The organism is Bradyrhizobium sp. P3_C3 (assembly GCF_056402655.1).
Genome location: NZ_JBFUGY010000003.1, coordinates 90,237 through 114,153 on the forward strand (window position 1 = coordinate 90,237; position 23,917 = coordinate 114,153).

Genomic DNA, 23,917 nt, shown 5'->3' on the forward strand with positions numbered 1-23,917 from the left:
AGTAGGCAGTCGTATGTACTTGGGTTGGTCTAGTGCAGCTGTTCGTCGACCATCTTCTTTGACCGCGCGTTCCACGAGCCAGTGCGCATTTCGCGCGGGCCTACGCGGCCGTCCAGCCGCCGTCGATCGAGAGGTTGGCGCCGGTGATCTGCGCGGCGTCTTGGCTGCACAGGAACAGCGCCAGCGACGCCACCTGCTCGACCGTGACGAACTCCTTCGTCGGCTGGGCCGCGAGCAGGACGTCGTTGATCACCTGATCCCTGCTCATGTTGCGCGCCTCCATTGTATTCGGGATTTGCTTCTCCACTAATGGCGTCCAGACGTAGCCGGGGCTGATGCAGTTGCAGGTGATCATAGACCGGGCGAGTTCCAGCGCCACCGTCTTGGTGAGTCCCACGATGCCGTGCTTGGCCGCGACATAGGCCGACTTGAAGGGGGACGCGACGAGCGAATGCGCCGAGGCCGTGGTGATGATACGGCCCCAGCCGCGCCTCTTCATGCCAGGAGTAACGGCACGGATCGCATGGAATGCGGAGGGGAGATTGATTGCGATGACTGCGTCCCACTTTTCGACCGGAAAATCCTCGATTGGCGAGACATGCTGGATGCCGGCATTGTTGACGAGCACGTCCACACTGCCAAACGTCCTCTCGGCAAACGAGATCATGTTGGCGATTTCGATTGGCTCGGTCATATTCGCGGGCGAATAGATAGCCTTCACGCCAAAATCGCTCTCGATTGCAGTCCGCGTTTTTTCAACGTCGGCCGGCGCCCCAATCCCGTTGAGCACAATATTGGCGCCAGCACCTGCGAATTCCCGCGCATACGCAAGACCGATGCCGCTGGTCGAGCCAGTCACGACTGCGACTTTACCTTTCAAAATATCCATTTCGCCTTTCCTTGTTGATCTGTGACGGTCTTGTGGCTCAACGCCAGGCTGTTTCCGGGTTCGCGCAGCCGATCGCGGTCATCCATCATGTGACCAGACTTCTCTCGTAGTTCCGGACCGGGCGTCGAACCGGCTGTTGCAGATAGTCGTGAACGACCTTGCCGAGCCCCAGGGTAAGGTCTGCACGGATGTGAACCGCGGACACGATCTCAAGAACCGGCAAGTCGGCCACGGGGGCCAGGGCGTGAGGCGTCAAGGCGAGAGCCGCGGGTCCGGTCCACGCCCCTTTCAAGACAAGCTGCTCGAGGTGATATTCGACCAGTTCGCAGATACGTGGCGTGCCGTCGACGTGCGGAATGATCTTGAGAAGGAAGTTCGGCTCCTCGAGAGCGGCTTTGACTTGCGCCAGGTCGGCTTCGCGGTGCTTGTATCCCATCGTGCCGGTTGCTACCCGCAACGGACCGTAATCCAGAGTGCCGATGAGCGTATCGATCTCGGTCCGCAGCGTCGGCTGGGCAAGCTTTTTCGGAAAGCCCCAGAGCTCGCGGCCGCCTGCGATCGGTCCCTCATCGTTCAGGAACATGCAGTGGGTGTAGCCGCCCCTGCGACCGCGGAACGACACCGGGATGACCTGGCCGCTCTCGGTGTAGTCGCCAAAACCGTTGGAATCCGGCATCCGGATGAATTCGTATTTGACCAGCGCTTCGCGTTCATCAAGTTCGAGCGGAGCCGGAACGACTGATCGCAGCTTCGCCGGATCGGTGCGGTAAGTGATGACCAGGTATTCGCGGTTGACGAAGCGATACGGTCCCGGAGGATAGGCCGGATTGGTGAGCGGCATCGCGAACGCCCGCCTCACGACTTCATTCTCGTGCATTCAATTTCTCCTGTGACTGGGAATAACCGGCTGGCTGGCCTATTCGCGACCATCCTGCTCAAGATCGAAGGTGGAGACGCCGTCCGCACTGGTCGGGCGGGCCAGCACCTCGGGATGTCGGAGGGTGCGCAACGCATCGTGATAGCCGGCGCGCCAATGATCCTGCATCGAGAGGCGGGAAAATTCGTAGTCCTTTGAGTGGCCTTCGTAGTCCCGCGCGCGATAGATCAGGTGAACGAGGCTGTGCACGTTGTGAGAGGCAGCTGTCTTGAGCAGCCTGACGTCCTCTTGCTCGCGCAGATCTTCAGGCAGCCTGCTCAAGAGAGCCGCCACCTCTCGCTGCAACCGGTGCAGGCTCTTGAACTGGTCTGTGCTCGCTCGCGTGCGGCTCGAATATTGAATCTCCTTTTGACGCGTAATGACGTCGGCCATATTGCGCGGAATCTGGCCGCGCGCGCTCCAGAGATCGACCTGAAACACAAGCGTGTCATGACGGGCGCCACACTCGATCACCCACTGCAACGGAGTGTTGGATACGAGGCCGCCATCCCAATAGTGTTCGCCATCGATTTCGACCGCCGGAAAGCCCGGCGGCAGCGCCCCACTCGCAAGGATGTGCTCGGGCCGAATCGTATGCTTAGCCGTGTCGAAATAGACCAGATTGCCGGTCCTCACATTGACGGCACCTGCGCTGAACCGCGTCATACCGGCGTTGATGCGATCGAAATCGACAAGGCGCTCCAATGTCGTCTTTAGCGCGCTCGTGTCGTAGATGCTCGTGGCGGCAAGCGTTCCACCCGCTTGCAACCACGGCGCCAGTGGCCGCGCAGAGAAGAAACCGCTCGCGCCAAACATCGCCGCGAAGCTCGCATTCACCTGATTGAGAAAATTGCGGGTGTGATCGCTATTCATCAAATCGGTGAATGGCGCGTCCAGCGTCACCTGCGTCCAAAACTCGCGAAGCCGGTCAACCCGGGAATTGGGAGGATTGCCCGCGATGATTGCAGCGTTGATCGCTCCAATCGAAATGCCGGCAATCCAATCGGGATGGATGTTGGCTTCAGCCAGGGCCTCGTAGACGCCTCCCTGGTAAGCCCCCAAAGCGCCGCCGCCTTGCAAGAGCAACGCGATGCAATCGAATGGCAGACGCCGCTCGGCGGTCGCGAAGTGTGGGCGAGTCTGAAAGTTCATGGTTCGTGTGCTCTTGGTTTGCGGTTGCTCAAGCCCGCGTTCTGTCCGGATCGCGTTCGTCGTCCGGCTTACTAAAATATACCGTATAGTTTATTTAGTGTCGCGTCAAGCGGGCGCATTCACAAGCTCGTGCTGCAACTGATTGAGTCACGTTCGCTCGACGTTGTTATCGACTGCCCAACCGGTTCGGCACGCTGGCGCAACGCCAAATTCTGCTTCGACGTCACGCCACTGTGGTGAACGAACCGGTCTTTGTTACGAGCACCAGCGATGCCCACGCGCTTACGATATCAACCGCAGTGTTCGTCGGATGAGGTCCGCCCTGCCCGATCTCGTGTTGGCTAGTTGCAGACCAGAACGCGTCGGTGGCTACTGTAGGCATAGTAGCAGTCGCTATCGGAATAATTGCCCTCGTTCGAGCTGCTGCCATAGGCATAGCCGGCATAGGCTCCAGCGGCATAGGCTGCACCATAACCGTATCGCCGCCCGCCATAGCCATGGCTGAAGCTTCCGGAACGGCTGTCGCTGACCAATGCAGAGCGAGCCTGGACCGAGCGTGCAACCGTGGGTCCGTCGCGACCGCCGGCGTGGACGCCGCCAAGCGCCCTTAGATCGCCGCGAGGACCAACGCCGGTGCCCAACCGAGGAGCCGGACCGCCGAGGCCGGCATGGGCCGCAACGCCAGGCCCCATGGGAGGTGGACTTGCGAATGCGGGAGGACCGCCGGCCGCGATCGGCGGAGGACCGCCCGGCCCCATGGGAGGAGGACCGGGAAATTGCGCATACACCGCGGTCGGCGCCAACGAAATCGCTGCGAGCGTCGAGCTGAGCGACAACGTCAAGAGTGTCTTCCTGGACATGATAGTCTCCGTTTCAGATTTGCGTTTCAAGGACCGGCACCGGCGCGGCCGGCGCAAGAGTCGGGTTCGACGAATGAGTTTCGTGCGCCGGGTCAACCGTCTCTGACATTGGCCGGCAATCGTCGTGGACAGGGTGGATCCGGAACCACGCCACATAGAGCGCCGGCAGGAACAGGAGCGTCAGCAGCGTGCCGACGATGATGCCGCCCATCATCGCGTAGGCCATCGGGCCCCAGAAAATCTCGCGCGCGATCGGAATCAGTGCGAGACTTGCGGCGGCTGCTGTCAGCAGGATCGGCCGCATGCGATGCTCGGTCGCTTCCACGACGGCATCCCAGGCCGGGCGCCCCTCCTTCCCCAGATCCTCAATCTGCACGATCAGGATCACTGAGTTCCGGACCAGAATGCCAATCAGCGCCAGCACGCCCAGGATGGCAACGAAGCCGAGAGGAGCGCCGCTCGGCAGCAGGGCCATGACGACGCCGATCACCGCAAGCGGTGCGACCGCAAACACCAGGAACAGGCGATGGAAGCTCCGCAGCTGAATCATCAGGACCGTAGCCATGACGAACAGCATCAGCGGAACGACGGCAACGATCGGCGACTGGCTCTTGGCGCTTTCCTCCACGGAGCCGCCGATCGCCACCGAATAACCCGCCGGCAGTTCCTTGCCGAACTCCGCCACCTTCGGCGCCAACTGGTCCATGATTGTCTTCGGCTGGACGTTGGTGACGATGCCGGCCTTCAGCGTGATCGTGGGAATCCGCGCGCGGCGCCAGATCGTCGGCTGCTCGATTTCGTAGCGCAGATTCGCCACGGCCCCGAGCGGCACCGACTGCCCGCCCTGCCCGGTCAACTGCAGATCCCGGAGCGTATCGATCGAGCCGCGATCGACCGCAGTAGCGCGTCCCGTGACATTGACGAGGTAGATGCTGTCGCGAACCTGTGTGATCGGGGTGCCCTCGAGCACCGAGTTCACTGCCGTGGCGATGTCTTCCGACGTCACGCCGAGCTGGCGCGCCTTGTCCTGGAGAACGTCGACCTTGACGACGCGCGCGGGCTCCATCCAGTCGAACACGACGTTGCCGAGACCGGGGTTGCTCCGGACGATGCCGGCAAGTTCCTGCGAGAGATCTCTGACCTTTGCGATATCTGGTCCGCTCACGCGGTATTGCACGGGACGTCCCACGGGTGGGCCGACCTCAAGCAATTTGACGTAGGTGTCGGTGCCTGGAAACGTCTTCCTCAGATATTCCTCGAACTGCGCCTTGACGAGATCGCGCGCCTTTATGCCACCCTTGGTCACGACCACTTGCTGGCCGAACCATGCATTGGCCGTCTGCACGTCGAACGACAGCACAAACCGCGGCGCGCCGGTGCCGACATACGTCGACCAATGCTCCACGGAGCCATTGCCCTGCAGCTGTTCACGCTCGAAGCGCGCCATCTGCGCATTGGTGTCTGCAATCGAGGCATTTTGCGGCAGATTCCAGTCGATCACCAGCTCGTCACGGTCCGACGAGGGAAAGAACTGCTGCTGCACGAAAGTCATGCCGAACAACGCCACGAATAAGGCCGCAACCGTCACGCCGACCGTGATCCAGCGGTGATGCATGCAGACGAGCAGCAGGCGGGCGAACATCTGCGCCAGCCGGCCCTTCTTCCCGTGGTGCCCCTTCATCTTTGCGGGCAGGATGGTGACGCCGAGCAGCGGCGTGAACAGCACTGCGACGATCCACGACACGATCAGGGAGACCCCAATCACCACGAACAGGGTGAAGGTGAACTCACCGGCATTGCTGGCGTTCAGCCCGATCGGGATGAAACCGGCGACGGTGACCAGCGTGCCCGTCAGCATGGGAAAGGCGGTCGACGTATAGACGTGGGTCGCCGCCTTTTCCAGAGGATCGCCGACCTCCAGCCGGGCCACCATCATTTCGACCGCAATCATCGCGTCATCGACCAGAAGGCCCAGCGCGATGATCAATGCACCCAGCGAAATTCTCTGCAATGAAATGCCGGCATAGTTCATCACCACGAACGTAATGGCGAGAACCAGCGGGATCGCAATTGCGACGACAAGCCCGGCGCGCATGCCCAAGCTGAGAAAGCTGATGGCGAGAACGATAACGACGGCCTCAAACAGCGCTTCAGTAAAGCCCGACACCGCATGCTCGACGACAACAGGCTGATCGGCGACCAGGTGAACGCCGACGCCGATCGGCAGGTCGGAAATGACCTTCGTCATTTGCTCTTTCAGCGCCTGGCCGAAGTGAAGCAGGTTTGCGCCGGACTTCATGCCGATGGCGAGCCCGATTGCAGGCTGGCCGTTGTACCTGAACAAGGTCTTGGCCGGATCGGCATAACCGCGCGTGATGGTCGCGACGTCAGTGAGCGGAAAGAAGCGGTCGTTGATCCGAAGATTGACCGCGTTCAGGCTTGCCTCCGACGTGAACCGGCCGTTGACCCGCACGCTGATCCGCTCGGGCCCGTCCTGGAAGACTCCGGACGGCGCGACCGCGTTTTGTCCCTGCAAAGAGGCCATGATCGAGTGGACGTCGAGGCCAAGGGCCGCGACCTTCCGGGTAGAGAATTCGAGGTAAATTACCTCGTCCTGTGTTCCCAGAATGTCGACCTTACCCACATCCGGCACGGTCAACACCTTGGCGCGGATACCCTCGACCTCGTCGCGCAGCTGACGCTGGGTCAAGCCGTCGCTGGTGAAGGCATAAATGTTGCCGAACACGTCGCCGAAGCGATCGTTGAAGCCCGGCCCGATCACGCCTTGCGGGAATTCGCCCTTGATATCCGCGATCATGTTGCGGACGCGGACCCAGGTTGGCTTGACGTCAGCCGCTTTTGTCGTGTCTCGCAGATAGACGAATACGGTGGTCTGGCCCGCGACCGTCACGCTCTTGGTGTAGTCTAGCGATTCCAGCTCCTCGAGCTTCTTTTCGATCCTGTCAGTGACCTGGCGCGTCATTTCGTCGGGCGCTGCGCCCGGCCACTGCGCCTGGATCACCATGGTCTTGATGGTGAAGTCGGGATCTTCCTGACGACCAAGCTGAAGATAGGCAAAGAGGCCTGCCGCCATGAAGGCGATCATGAAATACCAGACGAGCGAACGGTGGCGGAGCGCCCAGTCGGAAAGGTTGAACGACGTCATGGCTTCTGATCCTTTTCGATACGGACGTGTTGTCCTTGTTTGAGGCTGTGGATTCCGGCGGTCACGATGCGCGCGCCGGGGGCAAGCCCACTGGCGACGCGGGCACCTGCGGGGTCCCCGGCGAGATCGACCTTGTGCAGCGACACGGTGCTCGCAGGCTGATCGACGACCCAGACAAAATTCTCGCCATCCTTGGCGAGCACCGCCGAGGCGGGGACACGCAATGTCGGGCTTTGCGTTTTGTCGAGCGTCGCGGTGACAGTCGTGCCCAAGCGGAAGCTTTCAGGCGGATAGTTCAGGGCGATACGGACTCGCCGCAGGCGCGTCACGGGGTCTGCCTGCGGAGCGATCTCGCGAACCTTGCCGTCGACCCGGACGGCGGGGAGCAACTGCAAGCCGACACTGAACGGCAAGCCAATTTCAAGCGGCACCGGGAAATCCTCCCCGATATCGACCACCGCCTCCCGGATGTCGGGCCTCGCAACCGTCACGACATTTTGGCCAGGAGAGACCACTTGTCCGACTTCTGCGCCCACCGCAGTGACGACACCGGCGAAATCGGCCTTGAGCTGGGCATAGCCCCGTTGCTCGATGGCCTTGATCAAGTTCGCCTGTGTGTGTGCGACCGACGCGGCGGCACCGGCTCGCGCCTGCTCGGCGTTGTCCAGTGTCTGCTTGGTGGTGGCGTCGGTTGTGATGAGGGTCCGCTGCCGCTCCTCAGTCGCCTTGGCAGTCGCCAGGAGCGCTTCGGCCTTGGTGAGCTCAGCCTTCGCCGAGCGCACCGCAAGCTCCAGAGCCATGGAATCGATGACACCGACTGTTTGTCCTTCGCTGACGACGTCACCAACGGAGACGGGACGCCCGGTCAGACGTCCCAGGACGCGGAACGCGAGATTGGTCTTATACTGCGGCTCAACAACGCCAACGGCGACGATGCCGTCCGGGCGGCTTGGCTCAAGCACCATCGACAGCACGGGTCGCACAGGCTCGGGCGCTTTCACCTCCTGCTGGCATCCAACCAGCACCAGCGCGGATACAATCGCGCCGGCTGTAATCATAGCGCGCCTCTTCATGACGGATCTCCCTCATATGTCACGGCCTGGCCATTGCTCAGCAGCTTGCCGCCATCGATCACGACGCGCTCCCCCGGCTTGAGTCCCGCCTTGATCAGCACTTCACGGGCTTCATAACCGCCGATCGTCACCGGCTTCAGCGCAGCTGTTTTGGTCGCCGGGTCGACGGTCCAAACCGCGGGCTTCGATCCCGCCGCCGCCAATGCACTCCAGGGCAATGCGATCTGCTGCTGGGCTTTCGCTTTGACGGTTCCTGCAACGGCGCTTCCAAGCGTCATCGCTGCCGATGGATCCTGAATGGCAACCTTGACGCGGATTGTCGCGCTTCTCGCGTCAATCGCGGGCGAGACTTCCCTGACATGCCCGCTCGCCATCACGCCAGCGTCGGAGACAAGCGCCAGCGATACGCTGCCGGCGTCGAGATCACCAAAGAAGAGGGATTCGTAGATGTCGAAGACGGCATCCCGTTCTCCGTCCTGCGCCAGCGAAAACACGGGTTGCGCGGCCTGTACGACCTGGCCGACTTCCAGATTGCGCGCGGTGACCACGCCTGCCGCTTCCGCGCGCAGTGCGGTATAGCCAAGGGCGTCTTTCGACGTTCCCAGCTCCGCCTTTGCTGCTTCAAGCGCACCTTCTGCGGTTCGCAATCCTTCCTGCGCCTGATCGTAGACCGTCCGCGTGGTAAAACCGCTTGCGATCAGCGCCTTCTGCCGTTCGAAGGTTACCTTGGCCACGCGCAGCTGAGATTCTGCGGCCAGCACCGCCGCGGTCGCGGCATCGACGTCGGCCTGCTGCTCCGCTGGATCGAGTACAGCCAGGATCTCACCAGCCTCGACGTGCGCGCCGACATCGACGTAGCGCGCGAGCACACGTCCACTGACGCGGAATGACTGGTCAGCGTGGAAACGGGCCTGGATTTCGCCGGTCAGCGTGACGGAGGCTTGCCGGTCGCGCGGCTGCACGATCTCCGTGCGCACGATAGCAGCGCGCATGATGGGAGCGGCAGAATGATCATTGCAACCACTCAGCGCGATTGCGGCCAGCGCGGCCGCCAGGAGGCCAGCCCCTCTCAGCCTGCCTTTGCTGGCAGTTTCAGCGTTGCCATTTTGGTTGGCTGCGTGATGTTTCATGACAAGTCCATGTGGTCAGTCACGGTTATCTCCTCAGGTTGCTCCTGCCGGTCCATCCGGACGAGCTATCGCAGACCCGGCAAGCAAAGCTGTCTGCGCTGGCTTTTATTACACTAAACCGTATATTTTCTTTTTCTTGCATTTTCCTTCCCTGCATGTCAAGCGGGATCTGCAAACTCGTAACTAGGAGATCGTGATGGCGAAGAACAAAAGCCCGAAACGCGGCAGACCGCCCAAGGACCTCGCCGGCGACGTCCAGGCGCGGATTCTCGATGCGGCCCAGCAGCTCTTTCTCGAGAAAGGGTTTCGGAGTGCCAGCATCGATGACATCTCCGAGTTGGCCCCTGCGAGCAAACCGACCATCTATGCCCACTTCCCCGGCAAGGAGGCGCTGTTTGTGGCCGTGGTGGCACGGACCATCAACGGATTGACAGATTTCGAGGGGTTCACGCCGGCAGGCCGCACCATCCAGGAAAAACTCGCCAATCTCGGCATCGAGATCGTGGAGAGATTCGTCGAGGACACGTTGGATCTCACGCGCGCGACGATCGCCGAGGCGCGGCGATTTCCCGAGTTGAGCCGAAATGTTCACGACGCGGCGCGCGACCGCGCGGCTGGGGCAGTATCGCAGCTCTTGAACGAGGCAACGCAGAGGGTCGCGCGCTCACCTAAAGGACCTTTCAGCGCAAAGCGGAGCGTAGCGACCGCGCAGATGTTCATGGATCTCATCCTGCTTCCGATGCTTATGAGATCTCTGATGGGTGAGGACCTGAAGGATCTCCAAAAAGAACTGCCGACGTTCCTGCACGAACGGGTCAATTTCTTTCTTGCGGCTTGCGAGGCAGATTGGAGGCCGTGAATCAGCCACACCCCGCCCGCTATCCTTGCGCCACCGCTTTGGGACGTAAGTCGGCGCCGAGGTCGATCGACTGCCCCCACGGTACGTGATGCAGGGCGCCCGCGCAGAAATCCATCACCTCGTCAAACGCGGGCCGAACGGTAGCCGACTTGATCCGCGATGGATTGAGATATCCGTCCATTGCTTCAAGCAGGCAACCAGTCATCGCCATCGGACTTCCCGGTCGCAGTTCGCCGCTCGCCTGTCCGCCAGCAATGATCGCGCGCACAAGTTCCCGGATCCGGTCTGCGTGAGACAGCGCGACTGGCCAGTTCTCGCTTACCGCCGCAGCGACCAATTCGTGTAATTTGCTGTCGTTCTCCAGCCGGTGTTCGTGCAGTTGCGAGATTGCGCTCAAAGCGGCCGTTAGACGCTCCAGAGCCGATCCGCTCAAGAGAGCCGCAAGGATTGCGGCCGCGGAGACCTGTTCGAACAAATCCGCCACGACCGCCTCTTCGATCGCCTGCTTTGAAGCGAAGAAGCGGTAGACGTTGGCGGGCGACATCGACGTTCCGCGAGCGATATCGGCGACGGTGGTCTTCCTGAACCCGATTTTGCGGTGCAATCGGATCGCGGCTTGTACGATCCGCTGACGAATGCACGGCGATCCGGCCTGAGGTACGCGTTCCTGCATCGCTTGGGACCTCAGTGAGATGGGATCGAATGCAATTCGCGTCGGCAGGCTTCCCCGAAGCCACGCAAGGGATCCATTTCCTCCAGGAACTCAGGCAGATCGCCAAATTCGCGGTTTGGTGACAGGTAGGTTTCGATGATCAGGCGACCTGCCCGCTCCGCGGCTTGAACCACTTGATCGCTGGACAGAATCCTCATCCGCCCTATGAGCGCATACAGATTGACCAGTTGCGGAATCTCGGATTTGTCGCTGACGAGCGCGTCGGCGTAGACTCGGGAGGCCTCCTCGATGAAGCTTCGATAGAGCCGCTCGCGCTTGGAAATCGACCGGGCATAGTGACGCTCGCGAAGCCTGCGGCGCCGAGTCACCCATCCAGTTACGATTGTGGAGATCGCTCCGAAGGCCGAGCCCCCGAACGCAGCGAAAGCGGGCGCATAAATCGTGTTCATACGATCAGTCCTCATCTCTTGCGCCGCGGTGGCGGGGCGATCCGATGGTCCTGACCGCAGCAGTTCCCGCAGCGTGATCGAAGACGGCCCTGCAAGCATCGCTCAGGTCTGACTCTCTTTGCCTGAGACAGGCCTCCACATTCGTGGCGTCGGGGATGTAGCTAAGACACAGCCGGAAGGCGTCAGGCGCGCATGCGGCCCTCTGTTCGGGAGTGCCGCGGTTCTCCTGCGCAAAGGCAGTCCCATTGCCGAACGTCGCCGCCAGCATGACGACTAATGTGAACTTGAACATACCGAATCCCTTCTTCTGTTGAGCATCGCTCGTTCGAACAGGTGAACGCAGCGTCACGCTCCGAGACCCACCCTTCAAACAGTCTGAACACGCGCTTGTGACTCTTCGCTCTTGACACATCCCTCAGGCCGGGATGTATATGAAATATACGGTGTAGTATATTTATGGAGCCGAGAATGTCAACGCTTTTGTGGTCGCTCGCGAAGGAAAATCCGTGGCCGGGGCTTGCGCTCGCATCCCTGAACCTGGTCGTGGCTCTGTCTCTCGTGGGCCTGAGCCTGCTGCTGGGCGTCACGATATCGTTGCTTGCCGGGCTGCACGCGTTCGTCGGCGAGCGGTCTTGGATCACGCCAAAGGGACTTCAGCGCGGGAGCGGGGCGCTGTGAGCAGAACATCCGTCTTGTCAATGCGTGCGCGCGGCTCAGTCGATACTCAAGCTCCCGTGCTGGGTTACTTTCTGTGGGTCGGCGGAGCGTTGCTCGTGCTGCTCTTGCAGCCAATTCCCTGTTGCCCGAGACCCCGGCGAGCAGGCTCATCGAATCGCATTCTACACTTCCGCCGATCCGAATCGCCTCCGAGCTGAAGAGATCGGAAGCAGTTGTCATCGATACCAGCCTGCCCGGTTTCCTGCCCATTCTCCCGCACAGGGAGATTGCAGTCCCCTCGCCGCTCAGCTCGGATGTGGCCGATGCTGTACGACAGCCGTCCGCGTTATTGTCCGAGCAATCCGATGCGAGTGACGGGAGCCCCGCAATCCCGACCCGTATCCGTGAAACGTTGGCGCAGTTAGGTCCGGGAGTTTCCGATCAAGCCGGCTCAAGCCCGAGGCCAGCCGGGCTTGCCTCCGAACCACGGCGCAGAATCGCTCCCACCCGGTCGGAGAAGCGGCGGCGACCAGCTCGGCATCCGAGTTTCGATAGCACTCTCGAATGGTGCGCTTCACTGAGCCACGGCCAAGGTTCGTGTCGATAGGCCGTCATGGACCCGCGCACACACCGATAAGACCACCGGTCAGTTTTTCACGAACAGCCACTGGATTTGCCTCATGTCGAAGAAGCGATTGTTAGCGATTATCGTTTTGTCCGCCACGCTTGCTGCTACGGGCGCGATAGCCGATGTCACCCACACACCTTTGGACGCCACAAATAGAGGCCTAGCCGCGCAAGGCGATGCCGATGAGGCGGCGATTCGTCGCCTGCTCGAGCAATTTCGCACAATAAAAATACCACTCAGTCAGGCGGTAGCGATCGCCGAGAATTTGCATGAGGGTTCAAGGACCGCGGATGTTAGCTTTGAGATTTCCGGTCCGGCCATTTATCGCGTGCGGACGGTAGGCAATGAACGACTTTGGGAAAATGTCATAGATGCGAACACCGGAAGCGTGACAGAAAAGGAAATTTCGTCATCGTTGAGGGAGGTCGACCGAGAGGATCTGGGCAACATCATTGCCCTGAAGTCCGTTGAGCAGGAGCTTTCGGACGCCGTACGCATCGCCGAGAAAGCTGCTGCGGGAAGCGCTCTCGCCGGAGGTCTGGTGAAGCAGGATGGCAAACTCAACTTCGTGGTCGTCATCGCCAGTGGTGATCGCTTGAAGGAGGTTATGCTTGAGCCGCCCAGAGTCGGCAGGGAAAAGTCGGCTCGCCATTAGGCGCCGCCGACAGCAGCAACGTCAATGCAAACATCCGAGCGCGCTCGCGTACGATAGCGCACGTCAGCGGCGGTTTGAATATTTCCGGACACCAAGGGCGACGAGGAAATTTTTCGCGAATGCGCCAGCCACAGTGAGGCATCGCGCCGAGGCTAGTCGGCTAATGTCGCCAGTAAATTCCGCACGCGCTCGCCGTTGTTCACCAGCGTCCTGTTCAGCGAACGCGGCTGATGTCTACCTAAGTGCCTGAGTTTGCTGGCGCTCCCTAGGGGAATCGACCCCCTGTTTCAGCCTTGAGAGGGCCGCGTCCTTCTATGCCCGACGCGGCCTCGTGCATAAGAGCTGGATGCCAGCCCTGGCACTTAGCATCATCCGACGCCCATGAGCGCGCCACACACGTCCGCACCAAAGGCACCTCGGTGGAACGGCGTTGAGGTGCCCTTGGCTTGACTCGACTATTCCGCTTTTGACTCAACTTATACGCAGTTGGACATCGGCCGTCACGTGAGCAGCATTACTCCGCGTACTTGAACTCGGGCATGTTCTTCAGCTCGTCCTTGCTGGCATTGAACACGGCGTGGTCCGGATACCATTTCGACGTGGACGAGGCGGTCGTAGCCGTCGTGGTCGTCGTGGTCTTCTCGGTGCCGGTCGCAGCGCCAGTGGTCGTGGTCGCCACAGGCTTCGCGCCGGTGCCGGTATAGGCGACGGCCTCGTTGACGAACTTCAGCTTCTCGTAGGGGACGGCGACCAAATGCTCGCCCATGCCGAGGAATCCGCCGACGCCGATCACGGCAATCTTGATGTTGCCGCTCTTGTCCATCAGCAGGTCGTTGATCGAGCCAATGTTCTCGTTGGCGTCGTTGTAGATCTTCAGGCCCGACATCTTCGACGCACGCCACTCGCCCGACGCAGTCGTCGTCGTTGTGGTGGTGGTGGCCGCGGGCGCCGCCTTGTCGGTGGTGGCCGTCGGGTTTTGCGCGAAAGCAACGGTCGCAAGCAGTGCGGTGCCGGCAAGGCCGGCGGCGATCGATTTCATCAACATTGTTGTCCTCTTCTTCAGCAGAAAGCTTATGCGGAGAGAACAGCGGCGATCATCCGCAGTTCCTTTTCTGCGGCAATTTCGTCACGCGATGATGGCGCTGCGCTGCGATGAAAGTTCCTGCGTCACTCAGGAACGTTCGATGAGGAACGTTCCTGATGCACAGTTCCCCGCCGACGATCATGCGCCCTGGGTGAAGCACGATCGCGGCGAGGAACGCGCCGACCTGCGTCGCTCAGGTCAGCTCTTGAAGTCGATCAGAAGTGCGGAGAAATCCGAACCGCCGAATGAGCTGCCGTTGGCGCCGTAGGACGCGCTCGACGATTGCGACTGCTGGAGCGCCTGGAGGAATTGCTGGAGAATGTCCGCCGTGGTCGTGTTGGTCGACGTGCTGCTGGTCGAGTCCGTCGAGGACGAATCCGACGAGCTGTCATCCGGCGGCGGACCGGGCGGCGGTCCGCCCGCACCACCGGGACCGCCCGGACCACCGGGACCGCCGGCGCCGCCTGGCCCCTTGGCGAAAGCGGACTGAAACACGTTCTTCAGTTCGTCCGCCTGGTCCGAGGTCAGCGTCCCGTTCGACACTTCGTTGGCGATGAGATCGTCGACCTTCGACTTCATCTCGTCCTTGGAAGGACGCGTACCACTCGACTGATCGCTGGATCGGCTCGACTGCAAGGCGGTGTCGATGTCGGTCAGCGCCGTCGAGAGCGCCGACTGGTCCGACGACGAGATCGTGCCGTCGGAAACGTCCGATTGCAATTGCTGCTGAAGCCGCTGCAGGGGCGACTGGTAGTTACCGGCGGAGGCCGCCGAAATCGAGGTCATAATGGCTCCGTGGCTTTTGCGGGGTTTCGTAAGCGACACCGCCACGGTATGGTTAGCGGCCTTAACGAGACCTTGCCGCTTCCCTGCCCGGGTATTGCCTGCTGTTGCGCCCGGACAGTCAGAAACAATCCGAAACAAAAATCTTCGCCATTTGGCCCGAATCTTGGACAAACAAAGCGCATGGCCAATCCCAACATCCTGGTCGTCGAGGACGACCGCGAAACCCGGACGTTGATTGCAAAGTACCTGCGCAACAACGCCTGCAACGTCACCACCGTGAGCGATGGCCGGGAGATGTCGCGTGCCTTGGCCGATCACAGGGTCGACCTCATCATCCTCGACGTCATGCTGCCCGGCGAGGACGGCTTGAGCCTGTGCCGCAAGGTACGCTCGGAGGCGCAGACGCCGATCATCATGCTGACCGCGCGCGGCGAGGACGTCGATCGCATCGTCGGCCTCGAGATGGGCGCGGACGACTATCTGCCAAAGCCCTTCAACCCCCGCGAGCTGCTCGCACGCATCAACGCGGTGCTGCGCCGCCAGGCCGCAGCCCAGGCGGCAAGCTCGATAGAGGGCGCCTCCACGCTCGTCTTCGAGGGCTGGCGCATCGATCTGCGGCTGCGCGAATTGCGCAATCCGGAAGGCGCGCGCGTCGCGGTGACCAGCGCCGAGTTCGATCTCCTGCGGACGTTCTGCGAACGGCCCGGCCGCGTGCTGTCGCGCGACAGCCTGCTCGACCTCACGCAAGGGCGCAACACCGGCTCGTTCGAGCGCTCGATCGACGTGCTGGTCAGCCGCATCCGCCGCAAGATCGAGCCCAATCCGGCCGATCCCACCATCATCAAGACGGTGCGCTCCGGCGGCTATCTGTTCACGCCCAGAACCGAAGCGGCCGGGACTGAAGCAGCTGGCAATGAAGCAGTCGCGGCGACCCTGAGCAGTTAGTGGAGCGGTCGTCATGACGCCGTTCCGCTTCTTCCACCTCAAAAGCATCGGTGGACAGATCGCCGCGCTGGTGGTGGCGTCGATCGTCGCGCTGCATCTGATCCTCACCGCCAGCTTCCTGATCAGCCGGCCGGACCGGGCCGAGCCGCCGCCCGACGCCGCCCACCAGCTCGCGGACGCAGCATTGCTGCTCAACGGCACGGATGCGGGCGAGCGGCCGCGCATCCTCGCCAATATCGTGCGTGCGTTTCCGAAGGCCGGCATCGAGCTCCTCGCGCCGGGGACCTTCTCCGTCGCCGACGACAGGGAGGGCCCGCATCTGCGCAACGTGCGCCGGCATCTCGGCCATCAGTACAAGGTGGTCGCGCTGGCCCCGAACTTCGGCGTGCACCGCGTCGCGGTCGAGCTTCCCGACGGCAGTGTGATCGCAGGCCGCGTCGAGCAGGGCCCGCATCCGCCGCGGTTCTGGGGCGGCCCCTGGATGATAACGCTGCTGTTCGCGCTGATCAGCGTCACGATGCTCGGCCTGTGGGCGGCCTACGCGCTGGCCGCGCCGCTGTCCTCGTTTGCCAGGGCCGCCGAGAATTTCAGCCTGGACGGGGCGGCCGATCCGCTGCCCGAGCGCGGCCCGGAGGAGATCCGCTCGGTCGCGCGCGCGCTCAACCGCATGCATGAGCGGATCGCGCGGCTGATGTCGGATCGCACCCGGATGCTGGCGGCGATCAGCCACGACCTGCGAACGCCGATCACCCGGCTGCGCCTGCGCGCCGAGTTCATCGAGGACGAGGGCAACCGCAGGCGCATGCTGATCGATCTCGACCAGATGCGCTCGATGCTGGAATCCGTGTTGTCGCTGCTGCGCAACGACCGCAAGATCGAGGCGGTGACGCTAGTCGACATCGCGAGCACGCTCCAGGTCATCGCCGACCAGTTCGGCGACATGGGTCATGTCGTGCACTATGACGGCCCCGCTTCGGCGACGGCCGCCGCGCGGCCCGACGAACTGCATCGGGGCGTCACCAACCTCGTCGAGAACGCGGTGCGCTTCGGCGCCGAAGTGACGATCCGCCTCGACGTATCAGGCACCAGGCTCGTCATCGACGTCGAGGACGACGGCCCCGGCATCTCGGATGCGCGCAAGCAGGAGATGCTGGAGCCGTTCGCGCGCGGCGACGACGCGCGCACCATGGACGAGCACACCGGCTTCGGGCTCGGCCTGTCGATCGCGCGCGCGATCGCGATCGCTCATGGCGGCGAATTGTCGTTGCACGACCGCGCGCCGCACGGGCTGATCGTACGGATGCAGTTGCCGGTATGGCAGCAGCCGCGGCGGGCGGCGTAAGGCACGCCTCAGGCGGCGAGCGGCGGATGCTCGATCGGGTGCTCATCGAAGATCGCTACCGCCTCGAAGCGGTAGCCGCAGGCGTGGCATTTCCAGAGATAGGAAACGCGGCCTTCGCCCGGCTCGATCCAGTCCGGAGACGGGATCGGTGCCCCACATTGCGCACAGGGGTTCTGCTTGGGGATGTCGCCGATGTCTGCTCGGGTCATGGACGTTCTCCCGAATTTTGAATAGCGATTTTTGGGCGAACGCACGAATGGACAGACCTGCTGTCGCGTGACGCACATCGCCAAGTGCAATCCTAACCTGGGTTTGAGTCGTAAAAACGACGGCCCCGCGAAAATCGCCGCTGGCGGCGTTTCGCCACATCATCGCCGTGTTCCCACGGCCTAACGCGCACGGGTGCAGGTTCGTTCTGCCGAGGAATAATTCAATGAAAATTTTGCGTATTGCCGCGCTCGTTGCGGCCGGGCTGATGTTGCCGCAGGCCGCATTCGCGGGCGAAGCCGAGTATGCCGAGATGGTCGCGGCCCATGCCCGCGCCAACGGCGTGCCGGAAGCGCTGGTGCATCGCGTCATCATGCGCGAGAGCCGCTATCAGCCCGGCCTGATCGGTCGCGGCGGCACCATCGGCCTGATGCAGATCAAGCTCGCGACCGCCCGCGGGGTCGGCTACACCGGCGACGCCGCCGGCCTGCGCGATCCCAACACCAACCTTACCTACGCCGTCAAATACCTCGCCGGCGCCTATCGCGCCGCCAATGGCGACCACGCCCGAGCCGTGCGTTATTTCGCGGGCGGCTATTACTACGTTGCAAAGCGGCAGCGTCAGGAGGCCGTGCAGGTTGCCAATATGGGCGACACCTGGCTCGAGCCGAACGGCAATCCGCAGCCGATGCTCGGGACGGCGCCGCATAAGAAGCTGGCCCAGCGCGTCAGCAATGCGCGGGCGCAGGTTCCCAACCACTAGCCACCGTCATTCCGGGGCGATGCGAAGCATCGAGCCCGGAATCTCGAGATTCCCCGGTGCGCAATTGCGCACCCGGGGTTCGGTCCGGCGGACCGCGCCGGAATGTCAGCCCTGTGGCTAGCGCGTTGACCACCCCGTCCCGCTGGCATACATTAGAGCTGTTCCGAGGGGTGCTCCGAGGAGGAGCTGAGATACCGCTAAATGGGTCAGAAGGCCCAGGACCGCGGTGACCCTTTGAACCTGATCCGGGTCATGCCGGCGAAGGGACAGGGATGTTGCAGACCACCAAGCGACCGGATTCCCCGGTATCCATCATCGGCGCAGGCATTGCAGGTGCCTGGCAGGCGCTTTTGTTCGCGCAGGCCGGCCATGCCGTGACGCTACACGAGCGCGGTGACGCCGCGATGACCGATTCCACCAGCCATTGGGCCGGCGGGATGCTCGCGCCCTGGTGCGAGGCGGAGGTCGCCGAACCCATCATCTCGAGGCTCGGCCAGCGCTCCCTGGACATCTGGCGGCGCGAGCTGCCGGACACCCCCTTCAACGGCTCGCTCGTCGTCGCCCACCCGCGCGAGCGCAACGATTTCGAGCGCTTTGCGCGGATGACCGAAGGCCACCGCCGGCTCGATGCGACCAGCCTTGCCGAGCTCGAGCCGTCGCTGGAGGGCCGCTTCCGCGACGCGCTGTTCTTCCCGACTGAGGGCCATGTGGAGCCGCGCCGCGTGCTGCCGAAGCTGCACGAGCGCATCCGCGCCGCCGGTGGCACCATTAAGTTTGATAGCGACGTCAGCGCCAAAGACCTCGACGGCATCGTGATCGACTGCCGCGGCCTCGGCGCGCGCGAGGAGCAGCCGGAGTTGCGCGGCGTAAAGGGCGAGATGATCTTGATCGAGACCGGCGAGGTGCGGCTGGCGCGCCCGGTGCGGCTGATCCATCCGCGCTGGCCGCTCTACGTGATCCCGCGCGAGGACAATCTGTTCATGCTGGGCGCGACCTCGATCGAGGCCGAGGACACCGGCGTCAGCGTGCGCTCGGCGCTGGAGCTGCTGGGTGCGGCCTATGCCGTGCATCCGGCCTTCGGCGAGGCGCGGATCGTCGAATTCGGCTCGGGCTTGCGCCCTGCTTTCCCCGACAATCTGCCGCGCATCGGCATTCGCGGCGAGAGGATCGCAGTCAACGGCCTCTACCGCCACGGCTTCCTGATCGCGCCGGCACTCGCCGAGCTGACGCTGCAATACGTCCAGCGCGGCCAGATCGACAATGAGGTGATGCAATGCGGGTGATCGTCAACGGTGAGCAGCGCGAAGTGAATTCCGCAAGCGTCGACGCGCTGCTCAGCGAGCTCGACTACGAGGGCACCCATTTCGCGATCGCGCTCAATTACGACGTCGTGCCGAAGAGCCGCTGGGCCGAGACCCACCTCAAGGCCGGCGACGAGATCGAGATCATCACGCCGCGGCAGGGAGGGTGAGGTGATGATGGCACGCTCTCTCCACTTGTCGTCCCCGCGAAGGCGGGGACCCATAACCACAGGGAGCGGTTATGGCGGCCGGTCTCTCCCCACGTGCCCCAAGAGAAATCACGCGGTATGGGTCCCCGCCTTCGCGGGGACGACAGTTGAACTTGAGGAGACACCTCGGACATGGTGACCTTCTACGGCAAAACCTTCCCCTCCCGCCTGCTGATCGGCAGCGCGCTGTATCCCTCGCCTGCGATCATGCAGGCGGCGATCCGTGCCTCCGGCTCGAACATCGTCACGGTGTCGCTGCGCCGCGAAGCCGCCGGCGGCAAGACCGGGGACGCGTTCTGGAATCTGATCCGCGAGCTCGACGTCAGCGTGCTGCCGAACACCGCCGGCTGCCGCAGCGTGCGCGAAGCCGTGACCACCGCAAAACTCGCGCGCGAGCTGTTCGGCACGTCCTGGATCAAGCTGGAAGTGATCGCCGACAACGACACGCTGCAGCCCGACGTCGTCGGCCTGGTCGAAGCCGCCACCATCCTGATCAAGGACGGTTTTGAAGTGTTCCCCTATTGCACCGAGGATCTCTCGGTCGCTAACCGCCTGGTCGATGCCGGCTGCAAGGTCGTCATGCCCTGGGCCGCGCCGATCGGCTCGGCCCGCGGCATCACCAACCGCGACGCGCTCAAACTGCTGCGCGAGCGGCTGCCTGATATCACGCTGGTGGTCGATGCCGGCATCGGCGCGCCGAGCCACGCAGCCGAAGCGCTCGAGCTCGGCTACGACGCCGTGCTGCTCAACACGGCCATCGCTAAAGCCGCCGATCCCGTCGCCATGGCTAATGCCTTCCGTCTCGGCTGTGATGCCGGCCGCACCGCTTATGAAGCCGGGCTGATGAACGCCCGCGACTTCGCTTCCCCATCCACCCCTGTCGTTGGGACACCATTCTGGCATGCCGTATCCTGATCGTTTCTATCCCGTCGTCGACAGCCTCAAATGGGTCGAACGCCTGACCAAGCTCGGCGTCGGCACCATCCAGCTGCGCGCGAAAGACCTCAACGACGCCGACGCGCTCCAGATCGTCACCGACGCGCTGGCGATCACGAAGGACACGCAGGCCAAGCTGGTCGTGAACGACTATTGGCGCGCGGCCGTCGTCGCCGGCGCAAAATATCTGCATCTCGGTCAGGAAGACCTGGCGGACGCGGACCTCAAGGCCATCCGCGAGGCCGGCCTCTCGCTCGGCATCTCCACCCATGACGACGCGGAGCTTGAGACCGCGCTCGCCGCAGAGCCCGACTACGTCGCGCTCGGACCGATCTTCTTCACCACTTTGAAGTCGATGCGCTTCGAACCGCAGGGCATTCCAAAGATCACGGAATGGAAGAAGCGGATCGGCAGCATCCCGCTGGTCGCGATCGGCGGCATCAAATTCGAGCACGCCGCGGAGATTTTTGCCGCCGGCGCCGATTCCATCGCCGTCGTCAGCGACGTCACGCAAAACGCCGACCCGGACGCGCGAGTCAAACAATGGCTTGGCGATTCCGCCAAAGCCGCCTGAACGAGAGATACAACGGAGGATCCCATGAACATCCGCTCCAACCCCGAAAAGACCGTCCCCGCCGTCACCACCGGCCCGCTGCCCTCGTCGCGAAAAATCTTCGCATCTCCGGACGCTGCGCCCGACATCCGCGTGCCCTTGCGCGAGATCATCCTCTCCGAGGGCGCCGGCGAGCCGAACCTGCCGGTCTATGACACCTCGGGCCCCTACACCGACCCGACCGTCACCATCGACGTCAACGCCGGCCTGTCGCGCAACCGTCTCGCCTGGGTCAAGGAGCGAGGCGGCGTCGAGGAGTATCAAGGCCGCGATATCAAGCCGGAGGACAATGGCAACGTCGGCGCCTCGCATGCCGCAAAGGCCTTCACCGCGCACCACAAGCCGCTACGCGGCCTCGACGGCCACAAGATCACCCAGCTCGAATTCGCCCGCGCCGGCATCATCACGAAGGAGATGATCTACGTCGCTGAGCGCGAAAATCTCGGCCGCAAAAAACAGCTCGAACGCGCGGAGGCAGCGCTAGCCGATGGCGAAAGCTTTGGCGCCGAAGTCCCTGCGTTCATCACCCCGGAATTCGTCCGCTCCGAGATCGCGCGCGGCCGCGCCATCATCCCCTGCAACATAAACCATGCCGAACTCGAGCCGATGATCATCGGCCGCAACTTCCTCACCAAGATCAACGCCAATATCGGCAACTCGGCGGTGACCTCGTCGGTCGAGGAGGAAGTCGACAAGATGGTGTGGGCGATCCGCTGGGGCGCCGACACCGTGATGGACCTCTCCACCGGCCGCAACATCCACACCACCCGGGAATGGATTCTGCGCAACGCGCCGATCCCGATCGGCACCGTGCCGATTTACCAGGCGCTGGAGAAGTGCGAAGGCGATCCCGTCAAACTGACCTGGGAGCTCTACAAGGACACGCTGATCGAGCAGTGCGAGCAGGGCGTCGACTACTTCACCATCCACGCCGGCGTGCGCCTGTCCTACATCCACCTCACCGCCAATCGCGTCACCGGCATCGTCAGCCGCGGCGGTTCGATCATGGCGAAGTGGTGCCTGGCGCATCACAAGGAGAGCTTCCTCTATACGCATTTCGACGAGATCTGCGACCTCATGCGCAAGTATGACGTCTCGTTCTCGCTCGGCGACGGCCTGCGTCCGGGCTCGATCGCCGACGCCAACGACCGCGCACAGTTTGCCGAACTCGAAACGCTCGGCGAGCTAACGAAAATCGCGTGGGACAAGGGCTGCCAGGTCATGATCGAAGGCCCCGGCCACGTGCCGATGCACAAGATCAAGATCAACATGGACAAGCAGCTCAAGGAATGCGGCGAGGCGCCGTTCTACACGCTTGGACCGCTGACCACCGACATTGCGCCGGGCTACGACCACATCACCTCGGGCATCGGTGCCGCCATGATCGGCTGGTTCGGCTGCGCCATGCTCTGCTACGTCACGCCGAAGGAGCATCTCGGGCTGCCCGATCGTAACGACGTCAAGGTGGGCGTCATCACCTACAAGATCGCCGCCCACGCCTCCGACCTCGCCAAGGGCCACCCGGCCGCCCAGCTCCGCGACGACGCGCTCTCCCGCGCCCGTTTCGACTTCCGCTGGAGCGACCAGTTCAACCTCGGCCTCGACCCCGACACCGCGAAAAACTTCCACGACGAGACCCTGCCGAAGGAAGCCCACAAGGTCGCCCATTTCTGCTCGATGTGCGGCCCGAAATTCTGCTCGATGAAGATCACGCAGGACGTGCGGGACTACGCGGCGACGCTGAATGATCCGAACAGCGTGGGCATGTCGCTGAGCGGGACCGCCGAGGACGGCATGAAGCAGATGAGCGCGAAGTTCAAGGAGATGGGGAGCAGCGTGTACCTGGATGCGGAGAAGGTGAAGGAGAGTAACCGGGTGCTGTGATGATGTGATTGCAGCAGGCGTCTGGTTAGCGTTGGATGGACGCCTGCTGAAATTCCCTATAGCCCTGCAAGTGCATATAGTGGCTCACGAAGACTCGCGTTCAATTCATCATACCGATCAAGCGAATGTTCGGACACATCTCGTCGAGAGACGCGATCCAATACTGCTCTTGCGGAAATTGGCAAATCACACGACATCATTGCGTCAACCAACCACAGCATTTCATCCGCGTCCAAATTCGCGCATCGAAGAGCTTTTTCCTGAAGCGCGAAGAGAATAGTACGAGCGTCAGTCTGGTATCCCATATCAGCCAACAACTCCGCTGCGCGAGAGCATCCCGACACATTAGCATTGTCTCGGCCAGCCGCTTCGGTGAGAAGTGAACGAGCGACATCGTTGCGGCCACACCGCCCAGCCTGGCGAGCCACTTCAACTCGATCGAGCAAATCGATATCAGTCCGCATGCTATGCGTACGGCAAAGCTGCAACCCTTCGTCTGTCCCACAGCAAGCAGAAAGCGCCTCGATTGACAAATGCACTACCTCGGGCTCGGTCAAATCTATATTCGCAAGCACCGTTCTCGCCAATTCGGGCAATCCCGCACGACCCAATTCACGAGCGAGTTCGATGCGAACAGCTGGTAGGACGGGACTATCTGCCACGATGGCCCTGAGTTTCGCCCTTACAAAGCTCCAATCATGCAGATTGGCTCCAATTTTAGAGATGGACAATAACTCCTC

Annotated in this window: 24 protein-coding genes and 1 riboswitch; of the genes, 11 read left to right on the forward strand and 13 right to left on the reverse strand. The window is 62.4% G+C overall.

The window, feature by feature from the left end:
• Positions 1-100 precede the first annotated feature (100 nt).
• The 7 genes from AC1DW2_RS05070 to AC1DW2_RS05100 form a co-directional block, all read right to left on the reverse strand.
• Positions 101-889 carry a 3-hydroxybutyrate dehydrogenase gene (locus tag AC1DW2_RS05070; protein WP_477005339.1) on the reverse strand — a complete coding sequence of 263 codons (789 nt, stop codon included), beginning with the start codon at positions 887-889 and terminating at the stop codon, positions 101-103.
• Positions 890-974: 85 nt separating this feature from the next.
• Positions 975-1,766 (reverse strand): acetoacetate decarboxylase, encoded by a 792-nt coding sequence (locus AC1DW2_RS05075; RefSeq protein ID WP_208088332.1) that lies wholly within the window; start codon positions 1,764-1,766, stop codon positions 975-977.
• Positions 1,767-1,805: 39 nt separating this feature from the next.
• Positions 1,806-2,957 carry a DUF3734 domain-containing protein gene (locus AC1DW2_RS05080; RefSeq protein WP_477005340.1) on the reverse strand — a complete coding sequence of 384 codons (1,152 nt, stop codon included), beginning with the start codon at positions 2,955-2,957 and terminating at the stop codon, positions 1,806-1,808.
• 341 nt (positions 2,958-3,298) lie between these two features.
• Positions 3,299-3,817 (reverse strand): hypothetical protein, encoded by a 519-nt coding sequence (locus AC1DW2_RS05085; RefSeq protein WP_477005341.1) that lies wholly within the window; start codon positions 3,815-3,817, stop codon positions 3,299-3,301.
• Positions 3,818-3,830: 13 nt separating this feature from the next.
• A complete protein-coding gene (locus AC1DW2_RS05090; RefSeq protein ID WP_477005342.1) occupies positions 3,831-6,983 on the reverse strand; it encodes an efflux RND transporter permease subunit in 3,153 nt (1,050 codons plus the stop codon).
• Complete coding sequence (locus AC1DW2_RS05095; protein ID WP_477005343.1) at positions 6,980-8,056, reverse strand: efflux RND transporter periplasmic adaptor subunit; 1,077 nt, start codon at positions 8,054-8,056, stop codon at positions 6,980-6,982. The genes AC1DW2_RS05090 and AC1DW2_RS05095 overlap by 4 nt, the downstream gene beginning before the upstream one ends.
• On the reverse strand, positions 8,053-9,186 hold the full coding sequence (locus AC1DW2_RS05100) for an efflux RND transporter periplasmic adaptor subunit (RefSeq protein ID WP_208088336.1): 1,134 nt from the start codon (positions 9,184-9,186) through the stop codon (positions 8,053-8,055). Before AC1DW2_RS05100 ends, AC1DW2_RS05095 begins: the two co-directional genes overlap by 4 nt.
• A gap of 196 nt (positions 9,187-9,382) precedes the next feature.
• On the opposite strand from AC1DW2_RS05100, the gene AC1DW2_RS05105 reads away from it, so the two are divergent.
• Positions 9,383-10,045 carry a TetR/AcrR family transcriptional regulator gene (locus AC1DW2_RS05105; protein WP_208088337.1) on the forward strand — a complete coding sequence of 221 codons (663 nt, stop codon included), beginning with the start codon at positions 9,383-9,385 and terminating at the stop codon, positions 10,043-10,045.
• A gap of 19 nt (positions 10,046-10,064) precedes the next feature.
• Here AC1DW2_RS05105 and AC1DW2_RS05110 read toward each other — a convergent pair whose 3' ends face one another.
• Together AC1DW2_RS05110 and AC1DW2_RS05115 are read right to left on the reverse strand one after the other, a co-directional pair.
• Positions 10,065-10,718 carry a TetR/AcrR family transcriptional regulator gene (locus tag AC1DW2_RS05110; RefSeq protein ID WP_208088338.1) on the reverse strand — a complete coding sequence of 218 codons (654 nt, stop codon included), beginning with the start codon at positions 10,716-10,718 and terminating at the stop codon, positions 10,065-10,067.
• Positions 10,719-10,729: 11 nt separating this feature from the next.
• Entirely contained in the window at positions 10,730-11,167 is a 438-nt protein-coding gene (locus AC1DW2_RS05115) for a hypothetical protein (RefSeq protein ID WP_225005405.1), read from the reverse strand.
• Between the two features lie 468 nt (positions 11,168-11,635).
• On the opposite strand from AC1DW2_RS05115, the gene AC1DW2_RS05120 reads away from it, so the two are divergent.
• Positions 11,636-11,845: a hypothetical protein gene (locus AC1DW2_RS05120; RefSeq protein ID WP_208088339.1), complete on the forward strand. Its 210-nt coding sequence runs from the start codon at positions 11,636-11,638 to the stop codon at positions 11,843-11,845.
• Positions 11,846-12,504: 659 nt separating this feature from the next.
• Positions 12,505-13,107 (forward strand): PepSY domain-containing protein, encoded by a 603-nt coding sequence (locus tag AC1DW2_RS05125; protein ID WP_208088340.1) that lies wholly within the window; start codon positions 12,505-12,507, stop codon positions 13,105-13,107.
• 514 nt (positions 13,108-13,621) lie between these two features.
• On the opposite strand, the gene AC1DW2_RS05130 is transcribed toward AC1DW2_RS05125, so the two are convergent.
• Together AC1DW2_RS05130 and AC1DW2_RS05135 are read right to left on the reverse strand one after the other, a co-directional pair.
• A complete protein-coding gene (locus AC1DW2_RS05130; RefSeq protein ID WP_477005344.1) occupies positions 13,622-14,152 on the reverse strand; it encodes a PRC-barrel domain-containing protein in 531 nt (176 codons plus the stop codon).
• A gap of 237 nt (positions 14,153-14,389) precedes the next feature.
• Entirely contained in the window at positions 14,390-14,977 is a 588-nt protein-coding gene (locus tag AC1DW2_RS05135) for a hypothetical protein (RefSeq protein WP_477005345.1), read from the reverse strand.
• A gap of 180 nt (positions 14,978-15,157) precedes the next feature.
• On the opposite strand from AC1DW2_RS05135, the gene AC1DW2_RS05140 reads away from it, so the two are divergent.
• Positions 15,158-15,922, forward strand: a complete 765-nt coding sequence (locus tag AC1DW2_RS05140) for a response regulator (RefSeq protein ID WP_039153088.1) — start codon at positions 15,158-15,160, stop codon at positions 15,920-15,922.
• 13 nt (positions 15,923-15,935) lie between these two features.
• Positions 15,936-17,264 (forward strand): ATP-binding protein, encoded by a 1,329-nt coding sequence (locus tag AC1DW2_RS05145; protein ID WP_477005346.1) that lies wholly within the window; start codon positions 15,936-15,938, stop codon positions 17,262-17,264.
• Positions 17,265-17,272: 8 nt separating this feature from the next.
• Here AC1DW2_RS05145 and AC1DW2_RS05150 read toward each other — a convergent pair whose 3' ends face one another.
• Complete coding sequence (locus tag AC1DW2_RS05150; protein WP_028153771.1) at positions 17,273-17,473, reverse strand: hypothetical protein; 201 nt, start codon at positions 17,471-17,473, stop codon at positions 17,273-17,275.
• Positions 17,474-17,697: 224 nt separating this feature from the next.
• On the opposite strand from AC1DW2_RS05150, the gene AC1DW2_RS05155 reads away from it, so the two are divergent.
• The 6 genes from AC1DW2_RS05155 to thiC all read left to right on the forward strand — a co-directional run bounded on the left by AC1DW2_RS05155 (position 17,698) and on the right by thiC (position 23,177).
• Positions 17,698-18,234, forward strand: coding sequence for a transglycosylase SLT domain-containing protein (locus AC1DW2_RS05155; protein WP_477005347.1), 537 nt, complete (start codon positions 17,698-17,700; stop codon positions 18,232-18,234).
• A gap of 156 nt (positions 18,235-18,390) precedes the next feature.
• Positions 18,391-18,519, forward strand: a riboswitch (TPP riboswitch).
• A complete protein-coding gene (locus tag AC1DW2_RS05160) occupies positions 18,507-19,517 on the forward strand; it encodes an FAD-dependent oxidoreductase (RefSeq protein ID WP_477005348.1) in 1,011 nt (336 codons plus the stop codon). It overlaps the preceding riboswitch by 13 nt.
• Positions 19,508-19,705, forward strand: a complete 198-nt coding sequence (thiS, locus tag AC1DW2_RS05165; RefSeq protein WP_063981493.1) for a sulfur carrier protein ThiS — start codon at positions 19,508-19,510, stop codon at positions 19,703-19,705. The genes AC1DW2_RS05160 and thiS overlap by 10 nt, the downstream gene beginning before the upstream one ends.
• Before the next feature lie 171 nt (positions 19,706-19,876).
• Complete coding sequence (locus AC1DW2_RS05170; RefSeq protein WP_041953196.1) at positions 19,877-20,659, forward strand: thiazole synthase; 783 nt, start codon at positions 19,877-19,879, stop codon at positions 20,657-20,659.
• Positions 20,646-21,254 (forward strand): thiamine phosphate synthase, encoded by a 609-nt coding sequence (locus tag AC1DW2_RS05175; protein ID WP_071910298.1) that lies wholly within the window; start codon positions 20,646-20,648, stop codon positions 21,252-21,254. The genes AC1DW2_RS05170 and AC1DW2_RS05175 overlap by 14 nt, the downstream gene beginning before the upstream one ends.
• A 24-nt stretch (positions 21,255-21,278) precedes the next feature.
• The gene (thiC, locus tag AC1DW2_RS05180; protein WP_477005349.1) at positions 21,279-23,177 is read left to right on the forward strand and encodes a phosphomethylpyrimidine synthase ThiC; all 1,899 of its coding nucleotides are present in this window, start codon (positions 21,279-21,281) and stop codon (positions 23,175-23,177) included.
• Between the two features lie 56 nt (positions 23,178-23,233).
• Here the strand turns inward: thiC and AC1DW2_RS05185 are convergent, their stop codons facing one another.
• Entirely contained in the window at positions 23,234-23,908 is a 675-nt protein-coding gene (locus AC1DW2_RS05185; protein ID WP_477005350.1) for a hypothetical protein, read from the reverse strand.
• Positions 23,909-23,917 lie beyond the last annotated feature (9 nt).